This is a genomic window from Caballeronia sp. INML3B, assembly GCF_023631305.1.
GTDB lineage: Bacteria > Pseudomonadota > Gammaproteobacteria > Burkholderiales > Burkholderiaceae > Caballeronia > Caballeronia turbans.
In genome coordinates this window covers 239,823-257,295 of the sequence record NZ_JALQDI010000001.1, presented here as the reverse complement: position 1 = coordinate 257,295, position 17,473 = coordinate 239,823, and the positions used below count along the sequence as shown (strand labels likewise).

The 17,473-nt window shown below is 63.4% G+C and carries 15 protein-coding genes, 1 tRNA gene and 1 pseudogene; 6 read left to right on the top strand and 11 right to left on the bottom strand.

Annotated features, from left to right (window positions below):
• Window positions 1–75: 75 nt before the first annotated feature.
• The 3 genes from NCS58_RS01165 to def all read right to left on the bottom strand — a co-directional run bounded on the left by NCS58_RS01165 (window position 76) and on the right by def (window position 2,284).
• A complete protein-coding gene (locus NCS58_RS01165; RefSeq protein ID WP_250476133.1) occupies window positions 76–723 on the bottom strand; it encodes a LysE family translocator in 648 nt (215 codons plus the stop codon).
• 64 nt (window positions 724–787) lie between these two features.
• Window positions 788–1,777 carry a methionyl-tRNA formyltransferase gene (gene fmt / locus NCS58_RS01160; protein WP_250476132.1) on the bottom strand — a complete coding sequence of 330 codons (990 nt, stop codon included), beginning with the start codon at window positions 1,775–1,777 and terminating at the stop codon, window positions 788–790.
• Window positions 1,778–1,780: 3 nt separating this feature from the next.
• Window positions 1,781–2,284 carry a peptide deformylase gene (def, locus tag NCS58_RS01155; RefSeq protein ID WP_061116719.1) on the bottom strand — a complete coding sequence of 168 codons (504 nt, stop codon included), beginning with the start codon at window positions 2,282–2,284 and terminating at the stop codon, window positions 1,781–1,783.
• Between the two features lie 200 nt (window positions 2,285–2,484).
• On the opposite strand from def, the pseudogene dprA reads away from it, so the two are divergent.
• The 3 genes and pseudogenes from dprA (at window position 2,485) to NCS58_RS01140 (ending at window position 6,972) form a co-directional block, all read left to right on the top strand.
• Window positions 2,485–3,702, top strand: a pseudogene (dprA, locus tag NCS58_RS01150) (DNA-processing protein DprA).
• A 76-nt stretch (window positions 3,703–3,778) separates the two neighbouring features.
• Window positions 3,779–4,156, top strand: coding sequence for a thioredoxin family protein (locus NCS58_RS01145; protein ID WP_061116717.1), 378 nt, complete (start codon window positions 3,779–3,781; stop codon window positions 4,154–4,156).
• A 170-nt stretch (window positions 4,157–4,326) separates the two neighbouring features.
• Window positions 4,327–6,972: a DNA topoisomerase III gene (locus NCS58_RS01140; RefSeq protein WP_250537672.1), complete on the top strand. Its 2,646-nt coding sequence runs from the start codon at window positions 4,327–4,329 to the stop codon at window positions 6,970–6,972.
• A gap of 81 nt (window positions 6,973–7,053) precedes the next feature.
• Here the strand turns inward: NCS58_RS01140 and NCS58_RS01135 are convergent, their stop codons facing one another.
• Window positions 7,054–8,133: a LysR family transcriptional regulator gene (locus tag NCS58_RS01135; protein WP_061116715.1), complete on the bottom strand. Its 1,080-nt coding sequence runs from the start codon at window positions 8,131–8,133 to the stop codon at window positions 7,054–7,056.
• 339 nt (window positions 8,134–8,472) lie between these two features.
• Complete coding sequence (locus tag NCS58_RS01130; protein ID WP_250537670.1) at window positions 8,473–10,344, bottom strand: phosphoenolpyruvate carboxykinase (GTP); 1,872 nt, start codon at window positions 10,342–10,344, stop codon at window positions 8,473–8,475.
• Window positions 10,345–10,833: 489 nt separating this feature from the next.
• On the opposite strand from NCS58_RS01130, the gene NCS58_RS01125 reads away from it, so the two are divergent.
• Window positions 10,834–11,850 (top strand): D-2-hydroxyacid dehydrogenase family protein, encoded by a 1,017-nt coding sequence (locus NCS58_RS01125; RefSeq protein WP_061116714.1) that lies wholly within the window; start codon window positions 10,834–10,836, stop codon window positions 11,848–11,850.
• Window positions 11,851–11,859: 9 nt separating this feature from the next.
• Here the strand turns inward: NCS58_RS01125 and NCS58_RS01120 are convergent, their stop codons facing one another.
• Genes NCS58_RS01120 through NCS58_RS01110 form a run of 3 tightly spaced genes read right to left on the bottom strand, consistent with a single transcriptional unit; the run spans window position 11,860 to window position 13,624 of the window.
• Window positions 11,860–12,336: an OsmC family protein gene (locus NCS58_RS01120; RefSeq protein ID WP_250537668.1), complete on the bottom strand. Its 477-nt coding sequence runs from the start codon at window positions 12,334–12,336 to the stop codon at window positions 11,860–11,862.
• A gap of 10 nt (window positions 12,337–12,346) precedes the next feature.
• A complete protein-coding gene (locus tag NCS58_RS01115) occupies window positions 12,347–13,216 on the bottom strand; it encodes a patatin-like phospholipase family protein (RefSeq protein WP_250537666.1) in 870 nt (289 codons plus the stop codon).
• Entirely contained in the window at window positions 13,217–13,624 is a 408-nt protein-coding gene (locus NCS58_RS01110) for a PaaI family thioesterase (protein WP_061116711.1), read from the bottom strand. It abuts the gene before it with no gap.
• Window positions 13,625–13,793: 169 nt separating this feature from the next.
• Between NCS58_RS01110 and NCS58_RS01105 the strand changes: the two genes are divergently transcribed.
• A tRNA-Lys gene (locus NCS58_RS01105) sits at window positions 13,794–13,869 on the top strand.
• A gap of 47 nt (window positions 13,870–13,916) precedes the next feature.
• On the opposite strand, the gene NCS58_RS01100 is transcribed toward NCS58_RS01105, so the two are convergent.
• On the bottom strand, window positions 13,917–14,303 hold the full coding sequence (locus NCS58_RS01100; RefSeq protein WP_250476125.1) for a DUF488 domain-containing protein: 387 nt from the start codon (window positions 14,301–14,303) through the stop codon (window positions 13,917–13,919).
• A 193-nt stretch (window positions 14,304–14,496) separates the two neighbouring features.
• Between NCS58_RS01100 and NCS58_RS01095 the strand changes: the two genes are divergently transcribed.
• On the top strand, window positions 14,497–15,870 hold the full coding sequence (locus tag NCS58_RS01095; RefSeq protein WP_061116709.1) for an MFS transporter: 1,374 nt from the start codon (window positions 14,497–14,499) through the stop codon (window positions 15,868–15,870).
• Window positions 15,871–15,876: 6 nt separating this feature from the next.
• Here NCS58_RS01095 and dbpA read toward each other — a convergent pair whose 3' ends face one another.
• On the bottom strand, window positions 15,877–17,259 hold the full coding sequence (gene dbpA, locus NCS58_RS01090; protein ID WP_250476124.1) for an ATP-dependent RNA helicase DbpA: 1,383 nt from the start codon (window positions 17,257–17,259) through the stop codon (window positions 15,877–15,879).
• Window positions 17,260–17,263: 4 nt separating this feature from the next.
• Window positions 17,264–17,458 carry a hypothetical protein gene (locus NCS58_RS01085; RefSeq protein WP_250537664.1) on the bottom strand — a complete coding sequence of 65 codons (195 nt, stop codon included), beginning with the start codon at window positions 17,456–17,458 and terminating at the stop codon, window positions 17,264–17,266.
• Between the last annotated feature and the right edge of the window lie 15 nt (window positions 17,459–17,473).

The window sequence follows — 17,473 nt, the reverse complement described above, 5'->3', positions numbered from 1 at the left end:
ATGACCGGAACGACGATTGTAAGCAAAATGTTAGATAGCGGCGCCCGTCAATAATTCAATCCGCCATTGCGCGATTTATCGATGCGAAGTCGCGAGCTTGATGCCGAGGCCGACGAACGCGCTGCCGACGCCGCGGTCCAGCCACTTCTTCACGCCTGATTTGCCCGCGAAGCGCTCCGTGACGCTGCCCGCGATCCATGCGACGAAGCTGTTCCAGACCGTGCTCATGGCGATGAAAACGATGCCGAGCGCGAGAAACGCGAGCGTCTTGTGCTGGCTTTCCGCAGCGACGAATTGCGGAAAGAACGACACGAAGAACAACACGACCTTCGGATTGAGCACATTCGTGACGAATCCTTGCGCGAAAAGCTGAAGCAGCGATTTCGGCGTGGCTTTCTCGCTGGCGTGCGCCTGACGCGCGGCGGTGGCATCGTCATGCTTCGCGAGAATGAGGCGCACGCCGAGGTAAATCAGATAGATCGCGCCGGCGATCTTGATGACCGTGAACGCAGTCGCCGATGCGGCGAGGATCGCCGTCAAACCGAACGCGCACGCGAGCGTATGGACGATGCAGCCGGCCGAAATACCGAGCGCCGACACGATGCCCGCGCCACGCCCTTGCGCGACGCTGCGCCCGACGATATACGCGGTGTCGGGACCGGGCGTGACGTTGAGAAGAAATACGGCGATGACGAAGAAGGTAAAACCGGTGATGCCGAGCATCGAACACTCCAGACAGAACGCGCGGAAAGCGCTTTATTTTAGCGCTGCGCCCGTCGCGGCGTCCTTACTGTCGAGCGGCTTCCGGAAACGCGAAACGCTGACCTTTCGCGAGCGACGCGCCCGCGAGGAATTCGCGCACCGGCAGGCGTTTGCCGCCGGGTTTTTGCAATTGCGTGAGCTTGAGCGCGCCGCCGCCGCAAATCACGACGATACCGTCCGACGAAACCTCGGCGATGGTGCCGGGCTCCGCGCGTGACGACACATCGACGGGATGCGCGGCCCAGATCTTGATCGCAGCGTTCTCGAGCGTGCCGAACGCGCCGGGAAACGGATCGAACGCGCGAATCTGGCGCGCCAGTTCTTCTGCGGGACGCCGCCAGTCGAGCGCGGCCTCGTTCTTGGCGATCTTTTCGGCGTAAGTCGTGCCGTCTTCCGGCTGTGGCGTGGACGGGAGCGAGCCGTCACGCTCGAGATCACGCAGCCCCGCGACGATCAACTCCGCGCCGATTCGCGCGAGCCGGTCGTGCAGGGTGGCCGTGGTGTCGTCGGCGAGAATTGGCGTGCGCGCTTCGCGGATCATGGCGCCGGTGTCGAGGCCGGCGTCCATCTGCATGAGCGTGATGCCGGTTTCGGCGTCGCCCGCTTCGATCGCGCGATGGATCGGCGCAGCGCCACGCCAGCGCGGCAACAGCGACGCGTGGATGTTGATGGCGCCGCGCGGCGGAATATCGAGCACTTCTTGCGGCAGGATCAGCCCGTAAGCGGCGACGACCATGACGTCGTGCGGCGTTGCCCGCAGAAGGTCGATGGCCTCCGCCGCCTCTTGCGGATATTTGCCCGCGCGCCGCAGCGAAGTGGGCTGTGCGACCTTCAGGCCATGCTCGACCGCGAAGCGCTTGACCGGGCTCGCGGTCAACTTCATGCCGCGTCCGGCCGGCCGGTCGGGCTGCGTAAGCACGAGCGGCACGGAAAATCCCGCCGCGTGAATGGCCGCAAGCGCGGCCGCAGCGAATTCCGGCGTACCGGCGAAAACCACGCGCAACGACTGAGTCATCAGTTACAGCGCCTTTTCCAGCTTCTTCATCTTGCCGCGGATGCGCGTCTGCTTGAGCTGCGACAGATATTCGACGAACACATGCCCTGCCAGGTGATCCATCTCGTGCTGAATACAGACCGCGAGCAGGCCGTCGCAATCGAGCTCGAAGGTTTCGCCCTTCTCGTTCAACGCCTTCACGCGCACTTTATCCGGGCGCTCGACGAAATCGTAGATGCCGGGGACCGAGAGGCAACCCTCTTCCCACTCCTTCTTCTGGTCGCTCGTCCAGACGAGCTCAGGGTTGATGAACACCATGAGCTGGTCGTGCGCGTCGGAGACATCGATCACGATCACGCGCTCATGCACGTCCACCTGCGTCGCGGCGAGGCCGACGCCGGGCGCGGCGTACATCGTCTCGGCCATGTCGGCGACGAGCTTGCGGATGCGGTCGTCGACCACGGCGACGGGCTTCGCCACCTTGTTCAGCCGCTTGTCCGGGTAGTTGAGTATCTTGAGCAGAGCCATGATTCGGATTGTCTACGCGCGCCGCGGCGCGTGTAAATCGGCCATTCGGCCAGGTTGCGGGTGAGTGGCGGCCTGCCGAAGATATGCGGGCGAATCCAGTGGATTCAACGCCGCCGGCAAGCGGCCAATGGGCGTCGCGTCGGGCTTTGGACCACGCCTGAGCGACCTTTCTTTATCTGTTCCGGATCAAAAATCTTAACATGACGACCGCCGACCTGCCGACCGGGGACACCGCCCCGATACTCGACGCCGACGAACTGCGCGCGTGGCTGCGGCTCGCGCATGCGAAGGGGCTGCGGCCGCTCGCGCTGCGCACGCTGCTCGGTGCGTTCGGCGGTCCGCGCGAAGTTTTGTCGGAGAGTTTCGCGTCGCTCGCCGAAACCGCCGATGGCCGCGCCGCCGAAGCCGTGCTCGCGCCGCCGGAGGATATCGAAGGCGTTCAGTTCGATGACTATATTGAAGCGGTTCTGGCGTGGGCGTCCGAACCGGGTAATCACATTCTGACGCTCGCCGACGCGACCTATCCGCGGGCGCTTCTCACGATGCCGGATCCGCCGCCGCTGCTCTACGCGAAAGGCCGGCTCGATCTGCTTTAGGTGCGCGCGGTGGCCATTGTCGGGAGCCGGCATGCCACGCCGCAAGGACTCGAAGACGCGCGCCGCTTCGCCCGCGCGCTGTCGGATGCGGGACTATCCGTGGTGTCCGGTCTCGCGCTCGGCATCGACGCATCCGCGCATCGCGGCGCGCTGGGGGGCGCCACGGGCACGGTCTCGGTGATCGGCACGGGCGCCGATCTGGTGTACCCGGCGGCGCATCACACGCTCGCGCATGAGATCGCCCGCGACGGCGCGATCCTCTCCGAATGGCCGCTCGGCACGCCGGCGCGTTCCGCCAATTTTCCGCAAAGAAACAGGCTGATCGCGGGAATGTCGAGCGGCGTGCTGATCGTCGAGGCCGCGATGCGTTCCGGCTCGCTCATCACCGCCCGGCTCGCCAACGAAATGGGGCGCGATGTCTTCGCGATTCCCGGCTCGATTCACGCACCGCTTTCGCAAGGTTGTCATCGGCTGATCAAGCAGGGCGCGAAGCTCGTCGAAACGCCGGAAGAAGTGCTCGAGGAGTTCGGTTTCCCGCCGGCGACAGCGCGCGCGGCTACCGCAGCGGCGAAACGCGCAAAGCCGCGTCCGGTCAGCGCGTCGTGGGCATCGGCGAGTTCGGCAGACGTCGAATGCCCGATCAGCGGCGATGCCGGGCGCGTTCTCGGCGCACTCGGCCACGCACCCGCGACGCTTGAAATTCTCGCGATGCGCACCGATCTTGACGGCGCGGCACTTCAGGGCGCGCTCCTGCAACTCGAACTGTCGGGCCATGTGGCCGCGCTCGGAGGCGGCCGCTACGCGGCGGTGGAGCGCTCGTGACGCCGCGTCGTGCTACATTCGCGGAAAAATAAGCCCTCCCCTGCAGCCGATACCAATAAAGGATTTCGCACCCGCCATGTCTGCGCTGAATCTCGATACCGATGCCGACCGCATCGCGGAGCGCATCGCCGTGCCCGGCACGCTGTTCGTCGCCTGCCTGTGCGCGGAATGGTGCGGAACCTGCCGCGAATATCGCGAAGGGTTCGACAGGCTGGCGGCCGCGCATCCGGAAATCTGCTTCGCCTGGATCGATATCGAGAACCACGCCGATCGCTTCGACGACCTCGACGTCGAAAATTTTCCTACCATCCTGATCGAGGACGCCGTCACGACGCGGTTTTTCGGCACCGTGCTGCCGCAAGTGTCGATCGTCGAGCGGATGCTGACCGATCTGACCGCGCTGCCGGGCATGGTCGGCGCGCCGAAACTGCGCCCGGCGCTTGCTGCGGCCTGAATACGACGCACGCGAAACGCGCGTTTTGCGCCTCTCGCTGTGCGCTTTTCGAGCCAGATATTGAAACGCCCCGATTCCAGCTTCGACGCCTGCCGCGCAAAGCGTGTGCTATAAAGCGGTCGTTAAAGCAGTCCAAACCGGGCCGCTGCCAGTTACCAACCTTTTGAGTCATGTCCAAAGCCCTGATCATCGCTGAGAAGCCCTCCGTCGCGAACGACATCGCGCGTGCGCTGGGCGGCTTCACCAAGCATGACGAGTACTACGAGAGCGACGACTACGTGCTCTCGTCCGCGGTCGGCCACCTGCTAGAGATTGCCGCGCCGGAAGAGTACGACGTCAAGCGCGGCAAATGGAGCTTCGCCAATCTGCCGGTGATTCCGCCGCATTTCGACCTGAATCCGATCGCGAAGAGCGAGTCGCGCCTGAAGGTGCTGACGAAACTGATGAAGCGCAAGGATGTCGACCGCCTCATCAACGCATGTGACGCGGGGCGCGAAGGTGAGCTGATCTTCCGCCTGATCGCGCAGCACGCGAAGGCGAAGCAGCCGGTGCAACGCCTGTGGCTGCAATCCATGACGCCCGCCGCGATCCGAGAAGGCTTCGCGAACCTGCGCAGCGACGCCGACATGCAGCCGCTCGCCGATGCGGCGCGCTGCCGTTCGGAAGCGGACTGGCTCGTGGGCATCAACGGCACGCGCGCGATGACCGCGTTCAACAGCAAGGGCGGCGGCTTTTTTCTGACGACCGTCGGTCGAGTTCAGACGCCTACGTTGTCGATCGTCGTCGAACGTGAAGAGAAAATTCGCCGCTTCGTTCCTCGCGATTACTGGGAAGTGCGCGCGGAGTTCATCGCCGCGAAGGGCCTTTATGAAGGCCGCTGGTTCGACCCGAAGTTCAAGCGCGTCGAAAACGACCCCGAGCAGCGCGATTCGCGCCTGTGGAGTCTCGCGGCCGCGGAAACGGTGGTCGCTGCGTGCCGCGGCAAGACCGGCGTCGTGACCGAGGAATCGAAGCCGTCGACGCAGATGTCGCCGCTGCTCTTCGATCTGACCAGCTTGCAGCGCGAAGCCAATGGCCGCTTCGGCTTTTCGGCGAAGAACACGCTCGGACTCGCGCAGGCGCTGTATGAGAAGCACAAGGTCCTGACCTATCCGCGTACCGATGCACGCGCGCTGCCCGAGGACTACCTGAACACGGTCAAGGACACCCTGACCATGCTCAAGGAGAGCAACAACTATCTGCCGTTCGCGAAGCAGGTGCTCGACAAGGGCTGGGTGAAACCGAACAAGCGCATTTTCGATAATTCGAAAATCAGCGATCACTTCGCGATCATCCCGACGCTGCAGGCGCCGAAGTCGCTGTCGGAACCCGAGCAGAAGCTGTACGACCTCGTCGTCAAGCGTTTCCTGTCGGTGTTCTTCCCGGCGGCGGAATATCTCGTGACCACGCGCATCACCGAAGTGTCGGGGCATCACTTCAAGACGGAAGGCAAGGTGCTCGTCGAGCCGGGCTGGCTGCAGGTCTACGGCCGCGAAGCTGCGGGCGAAGAAGGCAATCTCGTGCCGGTGCAGAAGAACGAAAAGGTCGATGTCGAGAAGGTTCAGGCGCACGGTCTCGTGACCAAGCCGCCCGCGCGCTACAACGAAGCGTCGCTGCTTTCGGCGATGGAAGGCGCGGGCAAGCTCGTCGAAGACGAAGAGTTGCGCGACGCGATGGCCGCGAAGGGCCTCGGCACGCCGGCCACGCGCGCGGCGATCATCGAAGGGCTGCTCGGCGAGAAATATATGGTGCGCGAAGGCCGCGAGCTCATTCCGACAGCCAAGGCGTTCCAGTTGATGACGTTGCTCCGGGGCCTGGGCGTCGAGGAGCTGACCGCGCCCGAATTGACCGGCCAGTGGGAACACAAGCTTTCGCAGATGGAGCGCGGCAACCTGCACCGCGATGCGTTCATGCAGGAAATCGCGCGCATGACGCAGACCATCGTCAAACGCGCGAAGGAATACGACTCCGACACGATTCCCGGCGATTACGCGACGCTCGAAACGCCGTGCCCGAACTGCGGCGCGCAGGTTAAGGAAAACTATCGCCGCTTTGCGTGCACGAAGTGCGAGTTCTCGATCTCGAAGATTCCAGGCGGCCGACAATTCGAAATCCCGGAAGTCGAGGAGTTGCTGCGCGAGAAAACCATCGGACCGCTGTCGGGATTCCGCAGCAAAATGGGCCGGCCGTTCTCCGCCATTCTCAAACTTTCATTCGACGACGAGATCAAGAACTACAAGCTCGAATTCGACTTCGGGCAGGATTCCGGCGGCGAAGACGGCGAACCGCCTGATTTCTCCGAGCAAACGCCGGTCGGCGCGTGTCCCAAGTGCCAATCGCGCGTATTCGAGCACGGCATGAGCTATGTGTGCGAAAACTCGGTGTCGAATCCGAAAACGTGCGACTTCCGCTCAGGCAAGGTGATTCTTCAACAGGAAATCAGCCGCGAGCAGATGGAAAAGCTGCTCAATGAAGGCCGCACGGATCTGCTGACGAACTTCAAGTCGTCGCGCACCGGGCGCAACTTCAAGGCGTTTCTCGTGAAGCAGCCGGACGGCAAGATCGGCTTCGAGTTCGAGAAGAAGGAAGGCAAGCCGGCAGCGAAGGCGGCGGGTAAGCGCGGCGCGGCCACCGAAGCGCCAGCCGATAGCGGCGACGAAAGCGGCGACAGCGATGTCGCGGTGGCCGCCAAGACCACGTCGGCGAAGACCGCAGCGAAGAAAGCGCCCGCGAAAAAGGCCCCAGCGAAAAAGACCGCGGCGAAGAAGGCGAGCTGATCGCCCGTTTTGCCGGCTAAAGAGAAAAACCCCCGCGAATCGCTTCGCGGGGGTTTTTCATTTGCGCCTGGCGCGAGCCCTTCAGAAGGGAGAAGCCGCCGGCAGGCGCCCTCGCGGTCGCGAAGGCTTCGACAGCTTCGGGGCCAGTTCACCGTCGATCGGCCGTGAGCGCGGCGCGGCAATCGCGGCTTCCTCGGCTTGCTCATAGTGGGGATGCGAACCCGGCCTGCCGCGGCCATCGCGAATCCACTGCTCGCCGAGCTGATGATTCGGCGTCTGGCTGAAATGCTCGACGAGATGATCGATAAACGTGCGCACTTTCGCCGGCAAATGACGGCGGCTCGGATACGCGACGTTGATCTCGACCTGCGGCAATTGATAGTCGCCAAGCAGGCGCACGAGCTGGCCGCGTGTCGTGTCGTTGCCGATCAGATAGCTCGGCAGAATCGCGATGCCCATGCCGAGCAGCGCGAACTGCCGCAGCATCTCGGTGTTGTTCGCGATGATCACGTTCTGCGGCCGCACACGCACTTCACCATCCGGCCCTGTGAACACACGCTCGTCGCCCCAGTATTCGGCGGGCAGGCTCAGACACGGATGCTCGAGCAGATGCTCGGGACGCGTCGGCGTGCCGTGCGTTTCCAGATACGCGGGCGTCGCGCAGACGGTCATGCAACCGGTCGTCAGGCGTCGCGTGACGACGCTCGCGCTCTTCACCTGCCGCGCGATAACGATGCCGACATCGAAACCTTCCTCGACCAGATCGACCTGACGGTCCACCAAAGTCACGTCCGGCACGACCTTCGGATAGCGCTGCGCGTACGTCTGCAAGACAGGCGCGAGATTATGCAGACCGAACACCACAGGGGCGACGATCCTCAACGAACCGAGCGGTTCATGATTGCGCGCAACCACCATCTGTTCGACGTCTTCCAGTTCGTCGAGAATCTGCCGCGCCCGTTCCAGATACACCTGACCGGACTCGGTGAGCGAGAGGCTGCGCGTCGTGCGGTTGAGCAAGCGCGTGCCGAGGCGGCCTTCCAGGTCCGCGACGTGGCGCGTAGCTACCGCGTTGGAGATGTCCATCGCGCTGGCGGCCCGGGCGAAACTCCCGAGATCCGCGACGCGGACGAACACTCTCATCGACTGCAAATGATCCATAAGACAACTCCTGCCGCTAGACGGCTCGAATTCTGCTGCAAAGCAATTCAGGATTATCCTAGGACCGGCGCTTTCGTGCAGAAGTTGCCGGGAAGGGGTAGAAAGTCGAAAAAAATCTGGCAGTTAGACGTCTTACGCGGATGAAAGATCACCGACTGTTGTCATTCGCACAACACTCGGTTAAGCAAACTCCGATGGACGAAATACTGAAATTACTGGCCGCGTCAATTTTGACGGTGTAGGTAACAAAGAAACGGGCCCGCAGATGCGAGCCCGAAATATGGGGATTGATTCAGTTTATGAGACGACCCCGGCGCATACACGCGCCGGCCGATTCATTCACGCGGCGAGACGCTTCTCCATTCCGGCCTTGGCCTCGGTCAGCGCTTGCGGCAAACCGTGCTGCAACTTGGTGAACAGTTCGTCGTGCAGCGCGAGTTCGTCGCGCCAGGCGGCGTCGTTGACCGATATGACCTGCTCGAACTGCTCGCGCGTGAAGCCGAGCGCGCCCCAGTCGATGTCCTCATAGCCCGGCGAAATGCCGAACGCGTGCTCTTCGCCCTTCGCTGTGCCCTCGACGCGACCGATCATCCAGTTCAGCACGCGCATGTTCTCGCCGAAGCCCGGCCACACGAACTTGCCATCGTCGCCTTTGCGGAACCAGTTGACGCAGAAGAACTTCGGCGCCTTCGCGTGCATCGCTTCGAGGCGCTCGCCCATCTTCAGCCAGTGGCCGAAGTAGTCGGCCATGTTGTAGCCGCAGAACGGCAGCATCGCGAACGGATCGCGGCGCACGACACCCTGCTGGCCCGCGGCGGCGGCAGTGGTTTCGGAGCCCATCGTGGCGGCCATATAGACGCCTTCCTTCCAGTCGCGCGCCTCGGTGACGAGCGGCACCGTGTTCGAGCGGCGACCGCCGAAGATGAACGCGTCGATCGGCACGCCGGCCGGATTCTCCCAGTCCGGGTCGATCGACGGACATTGCGAGGCCGGCGCCGTGAAACGCGCGTTCGGATGCGCGGCCTTGGCTCCCGTTGCCTTCGCGATTTCCGGCGTCCAGTCGCGGCCCTGCCAGTCGATCAGATGCGCGGGCGGCGTGTCGGTCATGCCTTCCCACCAGACGTCGCCGTCATCGGTCAGCGCGACGTTCGTGAAAATCACGTTTTCCTTCAGCGTCGCCATCGCGTTGAAGTTGGTCTTTTCGCTCGTGCCGGGCGCGACGCCGAAATAGCCCGCTTCCGGATTGATCGCGTAGAGCCGGCCGTCCCGACCCGGCTTGATCCACGCGATATCGTCGCCGATTGTCGTCACTTTCCAGCCGTTGAGATCGCTCGGCGGGATCAGCATCGCGAAATTGGTCTTGCCGCACGCCGACGGGAACGCCGCCGCGACGTGATACTTGCGCCCTTGCGGCGATGTCACGCCGAGAATCAGCATGTGCTCGGCGAGCCAGCCTTCATCGCGACCCATCGTCGATGCGATGCGCAGCGCGAAGCACTTCTTGCCAAGCAGCGCGTTGCCGCCATAGCCCGAGCCGAAGCTCCAGATTTCACGCGATTCGGGAAAATGGACGATGTATTTCGTGTCGTTGCACGGCCAGGGCACGTCCTTGCGGCCGTGCGCGAGCGGCGCGCCGACCGAATGCACGCACGGCACGAACTCGCCGTCCGCGTCCAGCACGTCATACACGGCGCGGCCCATGCGCGTCATGATGCGCATGTTCGTAACGACATACGGGCTATCCGACAACTCGACGCCGATGTGCGCGATCGGCGAGCCGAGCGGGCCCATCGAGAACGGCACGACGTACATCGTGCGGCCGCGCATCGAGCCGTCGAACAGGCCGTCGAGCGTGACGCGCATGTCTTGCGGATCGATCCAGTTGTTCGTCGGGCCGGCATCCTCACGGCGCTCTGAGCAGATGAACGTGCGGTCTTCGACCCGCGCCACGTCCGACGGATCGGAACACGCGAGGAACGAATTCGGGCGCTTCTCGGGGTTGAGCTTCTTCATCGTGCCGGCTTCGACCATCTGCTGGCAGAGCCGGTCGTATTCTTCCTGCGAACCGTCGCACCATTCGACGCGGTCCGGTTTGGTCAGGGCCGCGATTTGCTGCACCCATTCGATGAGTCTTCGGTGCCGGACATAGGCCGGCGCTTTGATATCGACGGCATTTTTATTGGTGTCTTCGACTACTGCGGGCTGGTTCATCGAGCTGTCTCCGTTCTTCTGCAATGAAAACCAATCGCCCAACTGACGCTGCATGCGAGAGGCGTTGCGACTCGAACCGCCGGGCGCATCCGTGCACTTCTGTTACGCGCTTTCATCGCACGAAATGCGGTTCGCGAGCCAATGCGGCGTCACGGGCCTGAATTCTTTACACAGCAACCGTAATCCTTCGCGGCTTGCGTCGCAAAGGAACAAACTGTTAAAAAGAGATACTAAGTGGCCTGTCTCTTCGCGGATCATCGTGTTTTCCGCAAGTTGCGCGGATTATCTTTCCGTCATCGCGCCGCCGTATGACGCTCCCGGAAAAAAGGGGAGTCAAGCATAACACCGCGGCGCGCGAACTCTGTGATGCAGCGCAATAAAGCGCAAAAGAGCGCAATTTATCGGTATTTACCCGAATTTAAGTAGTCCATTCTCGCCCTCCATAAAAAAGCAGCACGTTTGATGCCCAACAAAAGCCAATCAAAGCCCATGAAAATCGCCATTCTCGACGACTACCAGGATGCCGTCCGGAAGCTCGATTGCTTCCATCTGCTCGATGACCATGAGGTGAAGGTCTTCAATAACACGGTGCGTGGTCTCGGGCAGTTGGCGAGCCGTCTATCTGAAGTGGATGCGCTCGTGCTCATTCGCGAACGCACGCGCATCAGCTCTCAATTGCTCGACAAGTGCCCCAAGCTGCGCATGATCAGCCAGACGGGACGCGCGGGCGGCGGTCATATCGACATCGATGCCTGTACGGAACGCGGCATCGCGGTGCTGGAAGGCACGGGCTCGCCGGTGGCGCCCGCCGAGCTGACGTGGGCGCTCATCATGTCGGCGCAGCGGCGCATTCCGCAATACGTCGCGAACCTGAAGCAAGGCGCGTGGCAGCAGTCCGGGCTGAAGACGTCCGCGCTGCCGCCGAACTTCGGCCTCGGTCAGGTGCTGCGCGGGCAAACGCTCGGCATCTGGGGATACGGCAAAATCGGCAAGCTGGTGGCGGGGTACGGGAAAGCGTTCGGGATGAACGTGCTCGTCTACGGGCGCGAGCATTCGCAGAGCGCGGCACGCGAAGATGGCTTCGCGGTCGTTGAAAGCCGCGAGGCGCTTTTCGAACAGAGCGACGTGCTGACGCTGCATCTGCGCCTGACCGATGAGACGGCGGGCATCGTCAAGCAAGACGACCTGATGCGCATGAAGCCCACGGCGCTCTTCGTCAACACGAGCCGCGCCGAGCTGCTCGAAGAGAACGCGCTGCTCAACTCGCTGCATCACAACCGGCCGGGCATGGTTGCCGTCGACGTTTTCGAGAGCGAGCCGATTCTGCAAGGTTACGGATTGCTGCGACTCGAGAACGTGATCTGCACGCCGCACATCGGATATGTGGAGCGCGAAAGTTACGAACTGTATTTCGGCGCGGCGTTCAGAAACATCCTCGCCTTCGATGCGGGCGATACGTCGAGCGTCTTCAACAAGGAAGCGCTTCAGCACGCGCGCCGCCGCTGAGTGTCGGATTCAGACGGTCGACATCTCGATCGACGGCTCGCATCGCACGGGAAAATTCACCGAGTTCGCGATGAAACAGAAGCGATGCGCCTCCTCGTGCAGGCGCGCCGCGAGATCGACATTGCCCCCCGCGCCGATGGTCACGCGCGGACGCAACAGCACATCGACGAAGCGCCCTTCGCCCTTTGACTCCTCCTGCATCGTGCCGATGGCTTCATCGACATAACCCGTGACGACGATCTTGTTCGTCGCGCACAAGTGCAGATACCAGAGCATGTGGCACGACGACAAAGACGCCACGAACAGCTCCTCGGGATTGTGGCGGGCGGGGTCGCCGCGAAACGCCGGATCGCTCGACGCCTCGATCGCCGCCTTCGTGCCGACGCGCACCAGATGATCCCGCGAATACGCGCCGTAAGCCGATGTGCCGGAACCGAGATTGCCGGTCCAGTCGACGGTCAGTTCGTACGTATGCTTCTTCGTCACGGTCTGCTCCTCAAGCGGGATGCGAAGCGGTTTCCATCAGACGCGGCAAGCGCTCGAGAAAATCCTCGCCGTCCCCGCGGCCCAGGTCATAAGCATGTTGCATCTGGGACGGGCTCGTATAGTCCCAGCTCGAAATCGGCACCTTGCGCGATGGCTGGATGTAGATGCGCTTCTGCTCGCCGTGCGGCACGACGAACATGCGCTCGCGCGGATACAGGCGCGTGACCATCACGAGAACGACACCCGGCGACGCATCGAGCGCGGCGACCGGGACGTTGTCGACCATGCCGCCGTCGAGGACGGGACGGCCGTCGCGTCGCAGGATCGGCGTGAACGGCGGCGTGCTCGACGATTGCAGGATGAGATCGGCGAGATCTTCGATCGTCGCGCACTCCTGCGCTTTCACGAATTCGGGATGAAAACCGAGCGCCTGACCGAGCGTCGGGTGAAGCGTCTTGCGGACATATTTCTCGATGTTGTATGCGATCAGCCCCGCCGCGACTGCGCTGCGCGCGCCGAGCCAGCGCGGCAGATGCGACACGCCGATGCGAATCTCGGGCGCGTTCGCGAGCTCATGGAAACGGTCCGCGAAGATGTCGAGCAGCGCCTGTCGATAGATGCGGTAATGCGGAAACACGGATTGCCGGCGCAGCAGGTTGCCCCAGTAGGCGTTGCGCGTGTTGTCGCGCAGCGCGTGGGCGTAGTAGTCCATGACCCAGCGCGACTCGTTCGTGTAGAGCATGCAGGCGGTGGCCGCACCCGCCGAAATACCGGCGATGATGCGCGGTTTGAGATCCAGTTCCGGCCGGATCACGTCCCAGAAACCGGCTTGCCACCAGCAGCGGTTTCCCCCGCCGGCGAATACGACTTGGTCGAACATTTACTTGTTGATGAGCGCGTAGGTGGTGGTCGCGTGAGCGGCGAGTTCGCCCTCGTCATCGTGGATGTCGATTTCTCCGAAGACGAGGTTGCGCCCGCGACGCTGGATGTGGGCGGTGATCAGCACGTCGCCGGCTTTCACCGGTCGCATGAAGGTCGTGTTGAGGGACACGGTGGTCATCGGGACGAAGCCGCCCATGACGTGCGAGACGGCGACGACCATCGCGGTATCCGCCGCGGCCATGAAGACCTGTCCGCAGATGACGCCGCCCGCGTGGCGCAAGTGGTCCGAATACGGCAAGCGCAATGTGACGGCGTTCTCGGCGACTGATTCGGGCACGAGCCGAAGTTCCCTGACCCACGGGGCCAGGATACTGTCGAGCAGCGCGCTGATGGCGGTTTCGTCCATGGTTCCTTTTTGATTTGCAGGCTTCATGGTTTTTAAGGATGCGTCATGATACCGGGCCGTGCCGTGCGTGCGGATGCGCCTCTCGGAGGGATTCGTCGGAAAGTTAAGAATTTTTGGGGCCGGGGGCTTGCGCTTCTGCAAAAGCTGCCGCTATAATTTCGTTTCTGTTGGGGCGTTAGCTCAGTTGGTAGAGCAGCGGACTCTTAATCCGTAGGTCGAGTGTTCGAGTCACTCACGCCCCACCACCAGATTCGAAGGGCTGCGCAACGCGCAGCCCTTTTTCATTTCCGCGTCAAATCACATCCGCCCCACGCGCTGTCAACAACTCGCGCAACACCGAGCGATGACACCTCGCCTCATCCTCGCAATAACATCCAACCGACATATTCGTCCGATGCGACAGCGCCGCGAGCAGATCGAGCGTCTTGCTGGCATCCGGCTCCGCCATCTGCGCCTTGAACTTCTTCACGAACGCGCGCCACGCCTTTTCGTCTTCGGCGTGAAGCGCTTCCGTGACGAGTTCCTGCGTCGGCGACAGCACCGGATACCACACATCATAAAAATCACGCTTCGCAAATTCGGCCTTCGGCACCCCGCGCGGCGGCCGGCGCACCGTGCCGATGCGCAACCCTTCATCCTCCGCGCGCGGCGTCCCCAATCTGACTATTCGAATGGTCATCCCTGGTCTCCTTCGATACTCGTGCGCAAAGCATAACCGCTGACACCGCTTTGAAAGCTCCCGCGCATCGGCGCAGCAAAACCGGCCATCTTCCCGTATCGTTTCGGATTATTCTCCGTTCGCTTACATCCGGAATCCCGCCGTGCCCACCGAAGAACGCCCCCAAACTCTGCCGCACGATCCCGACGCCCCGATGACCCCGCTCGAGCGCCGCGGCATGGCCGCGATCCTGCTCTCGGTCGCGCTCGCGACGCTCGACACCGCGATCGCCAATACCGCGCTACCCGCCATCGCCGCCGATTTGCATACGACGCCCGCCGCGTCGGTCTGGATCATCAACGCGTATCAACTCGCGATGGTCGCGACCCTGCTTCCCCTCGCGGCGCTCGGCGGCATCCTCGGCCATCGGCGCGTCTATCTCGGCGGGCTCGTCCTGTTTCTCATCGCCTCGGCGATATGCGCTTTCTCCTGGTCGCTGCCGACGCTCGTCGCCGCGCGCCTGCTGCAAGGCCTCGGCGCGAGCGCGATCATGAGCGTCAACGCGGCGCTCATCAGCGCGATCTTCCCGCCGCATCGGCTGGGGCGCGGCGTCGGGCTGAATGCGCTCGTCGTCGGCATCGCGTTCGCGGTCGGGCCGACGGTCGCGTCGATCGTGCTCTCGCTCGGCACCTGGCCGTGGCTCTTCGCGGTCAACCTGCCCGTCGGCGTGTTCGCGCTGATGATCGCGTGGCCGTCGCTGCCGCAGACCAAACGGGCCGAGCACGGCTTCGATCGCGTCGCGGCCCTGCTCAACGTCGTCACGTTTGCGTCGCTGATTTTCGCGCTCGGCGAAGCGTCCCAGCGCGCGCCGGCTCATACGGTGCTGACGGCTTTCGGCGTCGCGCTGCTCGCGGGCGTTCTTCTGCTGCGACGCGAACGCGGCCATCCCGCGCCGATGTTGCCCGTCGATCTCTTTCGCCGCCCGATGTTCGCGCTCTCGACGATGACCGCCATCTGCTCGTTCGCGGCGCAAGGGCTCGCGTTCGTGTCACTGCCGTTCTTTTTCGAAAGCGTGCTGGGCCGCAGCCAGGTCGAAACGGGATTTCTGATGACGCCGTGGTCCGCGCTCGTCGCGCTGATGGCGCCCATCGCGGGACGCCTCTCCGATCGCCACGCGCCCGGCTTGCTCGGCGGCGTCGGATTGGCCATTCTGTGCGTCGGGATGGTGTCGCTCGCGATGCTGCCGGCCCAGCCGCACGCGCTGGAGATCTGCATCCGAATGGCGATCTGCGGCGCGGGCTTCGGGTTCTTTCAGTCGCCGAATCTGAAGGCGTTCATGTCGAGCGCGCCGCGTGAACGCAGCGGCGGTGCCAGCGGCACGATCGCCACATCGCGTCTCATCGGGCAGGCGACCGGCGCGGCGCTCGTCGCGCTGTGCTTCAGCATCGCCGGAAAGCATGGCCCGGCGCTCGCGCTGTCGCTCGGTGCGGCGTTCGCGGGCGCGGGCAGTATTGCAAGCGGTCTGCGGCTGGTGACGCGCCATCCGTCGTCTGAACGAATCGTCGGAGAGCCGTCGCGCGAGACCTGAGCGCGCTCACATTCTCCGCACTTTCACCTTGCGGCCCTTGAGCTTGCCCGCGCCCAGCTTGCGCACCGCTTCGTCCGCGACGTTTCGCTCGACGGCCACGTACGTCACCATATCCATCACGTTGATCTTGCCGATCTGCTTGCCGTCGAAGCCCGCTTCGCCGGTGAGCGCGCCGAGCACGTCACCCGGGCGGATCTTGTCCTTGCGGCCGCCGAGGATTTGCAGCGTCGCCATTGGCGGCTTCAGGTGACCCGGTTCCGCCGATGTCAGCTCGTCGAGCGGATGCCATTCCACTTCCGCGCGCTGCGCCTGTTCGATCGAGCCGACGCGTCCCATCTCGTCCATGCTCGCGAGCGACAGCGCCCAGCCCTCTTCGTCCCCGCGTCCCGTGCGGCCGATTCGATGCACGTGCACTTCCGGATCCGGCGTCACATCGACGTTGATCACTGCTTCGAGTTGCGAGATGTCGAGGCCGCGCGCGGCGACATCGGTTGCGACGAGCACCGAGCAACTGCGATTCGCGAACTGCACGAGCACCTGATCGCGTTCGCGTTGCTCCAGCTCGCCGTGCAGCGTCAGCGCTTCGAAGCCTTGCGCGCGCAGCACGTCGAGCAGGTCGCGGCACTGCTGCTTCGTGTTGCAGAACGCGAGCGTGCTCACCGGACGATAGTGATCGAGGAGCAGGCCGACCGCGTGCAGGCGCTCGTGATCCTCGACCTGATAGAAGCGCTGCTTGATTTTCGCGTTGCTGTGCTGTTCGGTGAGCTTGATCTCGCGCGGATTGCGCAGGAATTGCTGGCTCAGTTTCGCGATGCCCTCGGGATACGTCGCCGAGAACAGCAAGGTCTGGCGATCCTTCGGGCATTTCCGCGCAACTGACGCGATATCGTCGAAAAAGCCCATGTCGAGCATGCGGTCGGCTTCGTCGAGGACGAGCGTGCGCACGGCGTCGAGCGCGAGCGTGCCCCGGTCGAGGTGATCCATGATGCGGCCAGGCGTCCCCACGATGATGTGCGCGCCGTGCTCCAGGCTCGCGATCTGCGGGCGCATCGGCGTGCCGCCGCACAGCGTCAGCACTTTCACGTTCTCTTCCGCGCGCGCGAGGCGGCGGATTTCCTGCGTGACCTGATCGGCGAGTTCGCGTGTCGGGCATAAGACGAGCGCTTGCACGTCGAACTGGCTCGCGTCGAGCCTGGAGAGCAGCGGCAGGGTAAAGGCCGCCGTCTTGCCGCTGCCCGTTTTGGCCTGCGCGATGAGATCCTGGCCCGCGAGCGCCGGCGGCAGGCTTGCCGCCTGGATCGGCGTCATCGACAGATAGCCGAGTTGCTGCAGGTTCGACTGCATCGCCGGTGAGAGCGGCAGACTGCTGAAGGAGGTTTCGGTCGTCATGATTTCAGCGTGTTCCGCGCGGCGGGATTTCAGTGACCTGCTCGTACGTGGCGGTGCCGTCGTCGGCATCGTTGCGCGTCACGTAGTTGCGCGCGCCGCACATCGGGCAGCGGAACAGCAGGCCTTGGCCCTGGTTCTTGATAACGACATCCGACAGCGCCCACTCGGCGCCGCAGGACTGGTTTCGACAGGTGAACATATGCGAATTTCTCTG

Coding starts and splice junctions, on each gene's coding strand:
- fmt (WP_250476132.1), bottom strand. CDS start 1,777: ATGACTCAGTCGTTGCGCGTGGTTTTCGCCGGTACGCCGGAATTCGCT.
- NCS58_RS01115 (WP_250537666.1), bottom strand. CDS start 13,216: ATGTTCGACCAAGTCGTATTCGCCGGCGGGGGAAACCGCTGCTGGTGG.
- NCS58_RS01095 (WP_061116709.1), top strand. CDS start 14,497: ATGACCCCGCTCGAGCGCCGCGGCATGGCCGCGATCCTGCTCTCGGTC.
- NCS58_RS01110 (WP_061116711.1), bottom strand. CDS start 13,624: ATGGACGAAACCGCCATCAGCGCGCTGCTCGACAGTATCCTGGCCCCG.
- NCS58_RS01125 (WP_061116714.1), top strand. CDS start 10,834: ATGAAAATCGCCATTCTCGACGACTACCAGGATGCCGTCCGGAAGCTC.
- def (WP_061116719.1), bottom strand. CDS start 2,284: ATGGCTCTGCTCAAGATACTCAACTACCCGGACAAGCGGCTGAACAAG.
- NCS58_RS01135 (WP_061116715.1), bottom strand. CDS start 8,133: ATGGATCATTTGCAGTCGATGAGAGTGTTCGTCCGCGTCGCGGATCTC.
- NCS58_RS01140 (WP_250537672.1), top strand. CDS start 4,327: ATGTCCAAAGCCCTGATCATCGCTGAGAAGCCCTCCGTCGCGAACGAC.
- NCS58_RS01085 (WP_250537664.1), bottom strand. CDS start 17,458: ATGTTCACCTGTCGAAACCAGTCCTGCGGCGCCGAGTGGGCGCTGTCG.
- NCS58_RS01100 (WP_250476125.1), bottom strand. CDS start 14,303: ATGACCATTCGAATAGTCAGATTGGGGACGCCGCGCGCGGAGGATGAA.
- NCS58_RS01165 (WP_250476133.1), bottom strand. CDS start 723: ATGCTCGGCATCACCGGTTTTACCTTCTTCGTCATCGCCGTATTTCTT.
- NCS58_RS01130 (WP_250537670.1), bottom strand. CDS start 10,344: ATGAACCAGCCCGCAGTAGTCGAAGACACCAATAAAAATGCCGTCGAT.
- dbpA (WP_250476124.1), bottom strand. CDS start 17,259: ATGACGACCGAAACCTCCTTCAGCAGTCTGCCGCTCTCACCGGCGATG.
- NCS58_RS01145 (WP_061116717.1), top strand. CDS start 3,779: ATGTCTGCGCTGAATCTCGATACCGATGCCGACCGCATCGCGGAGCGC.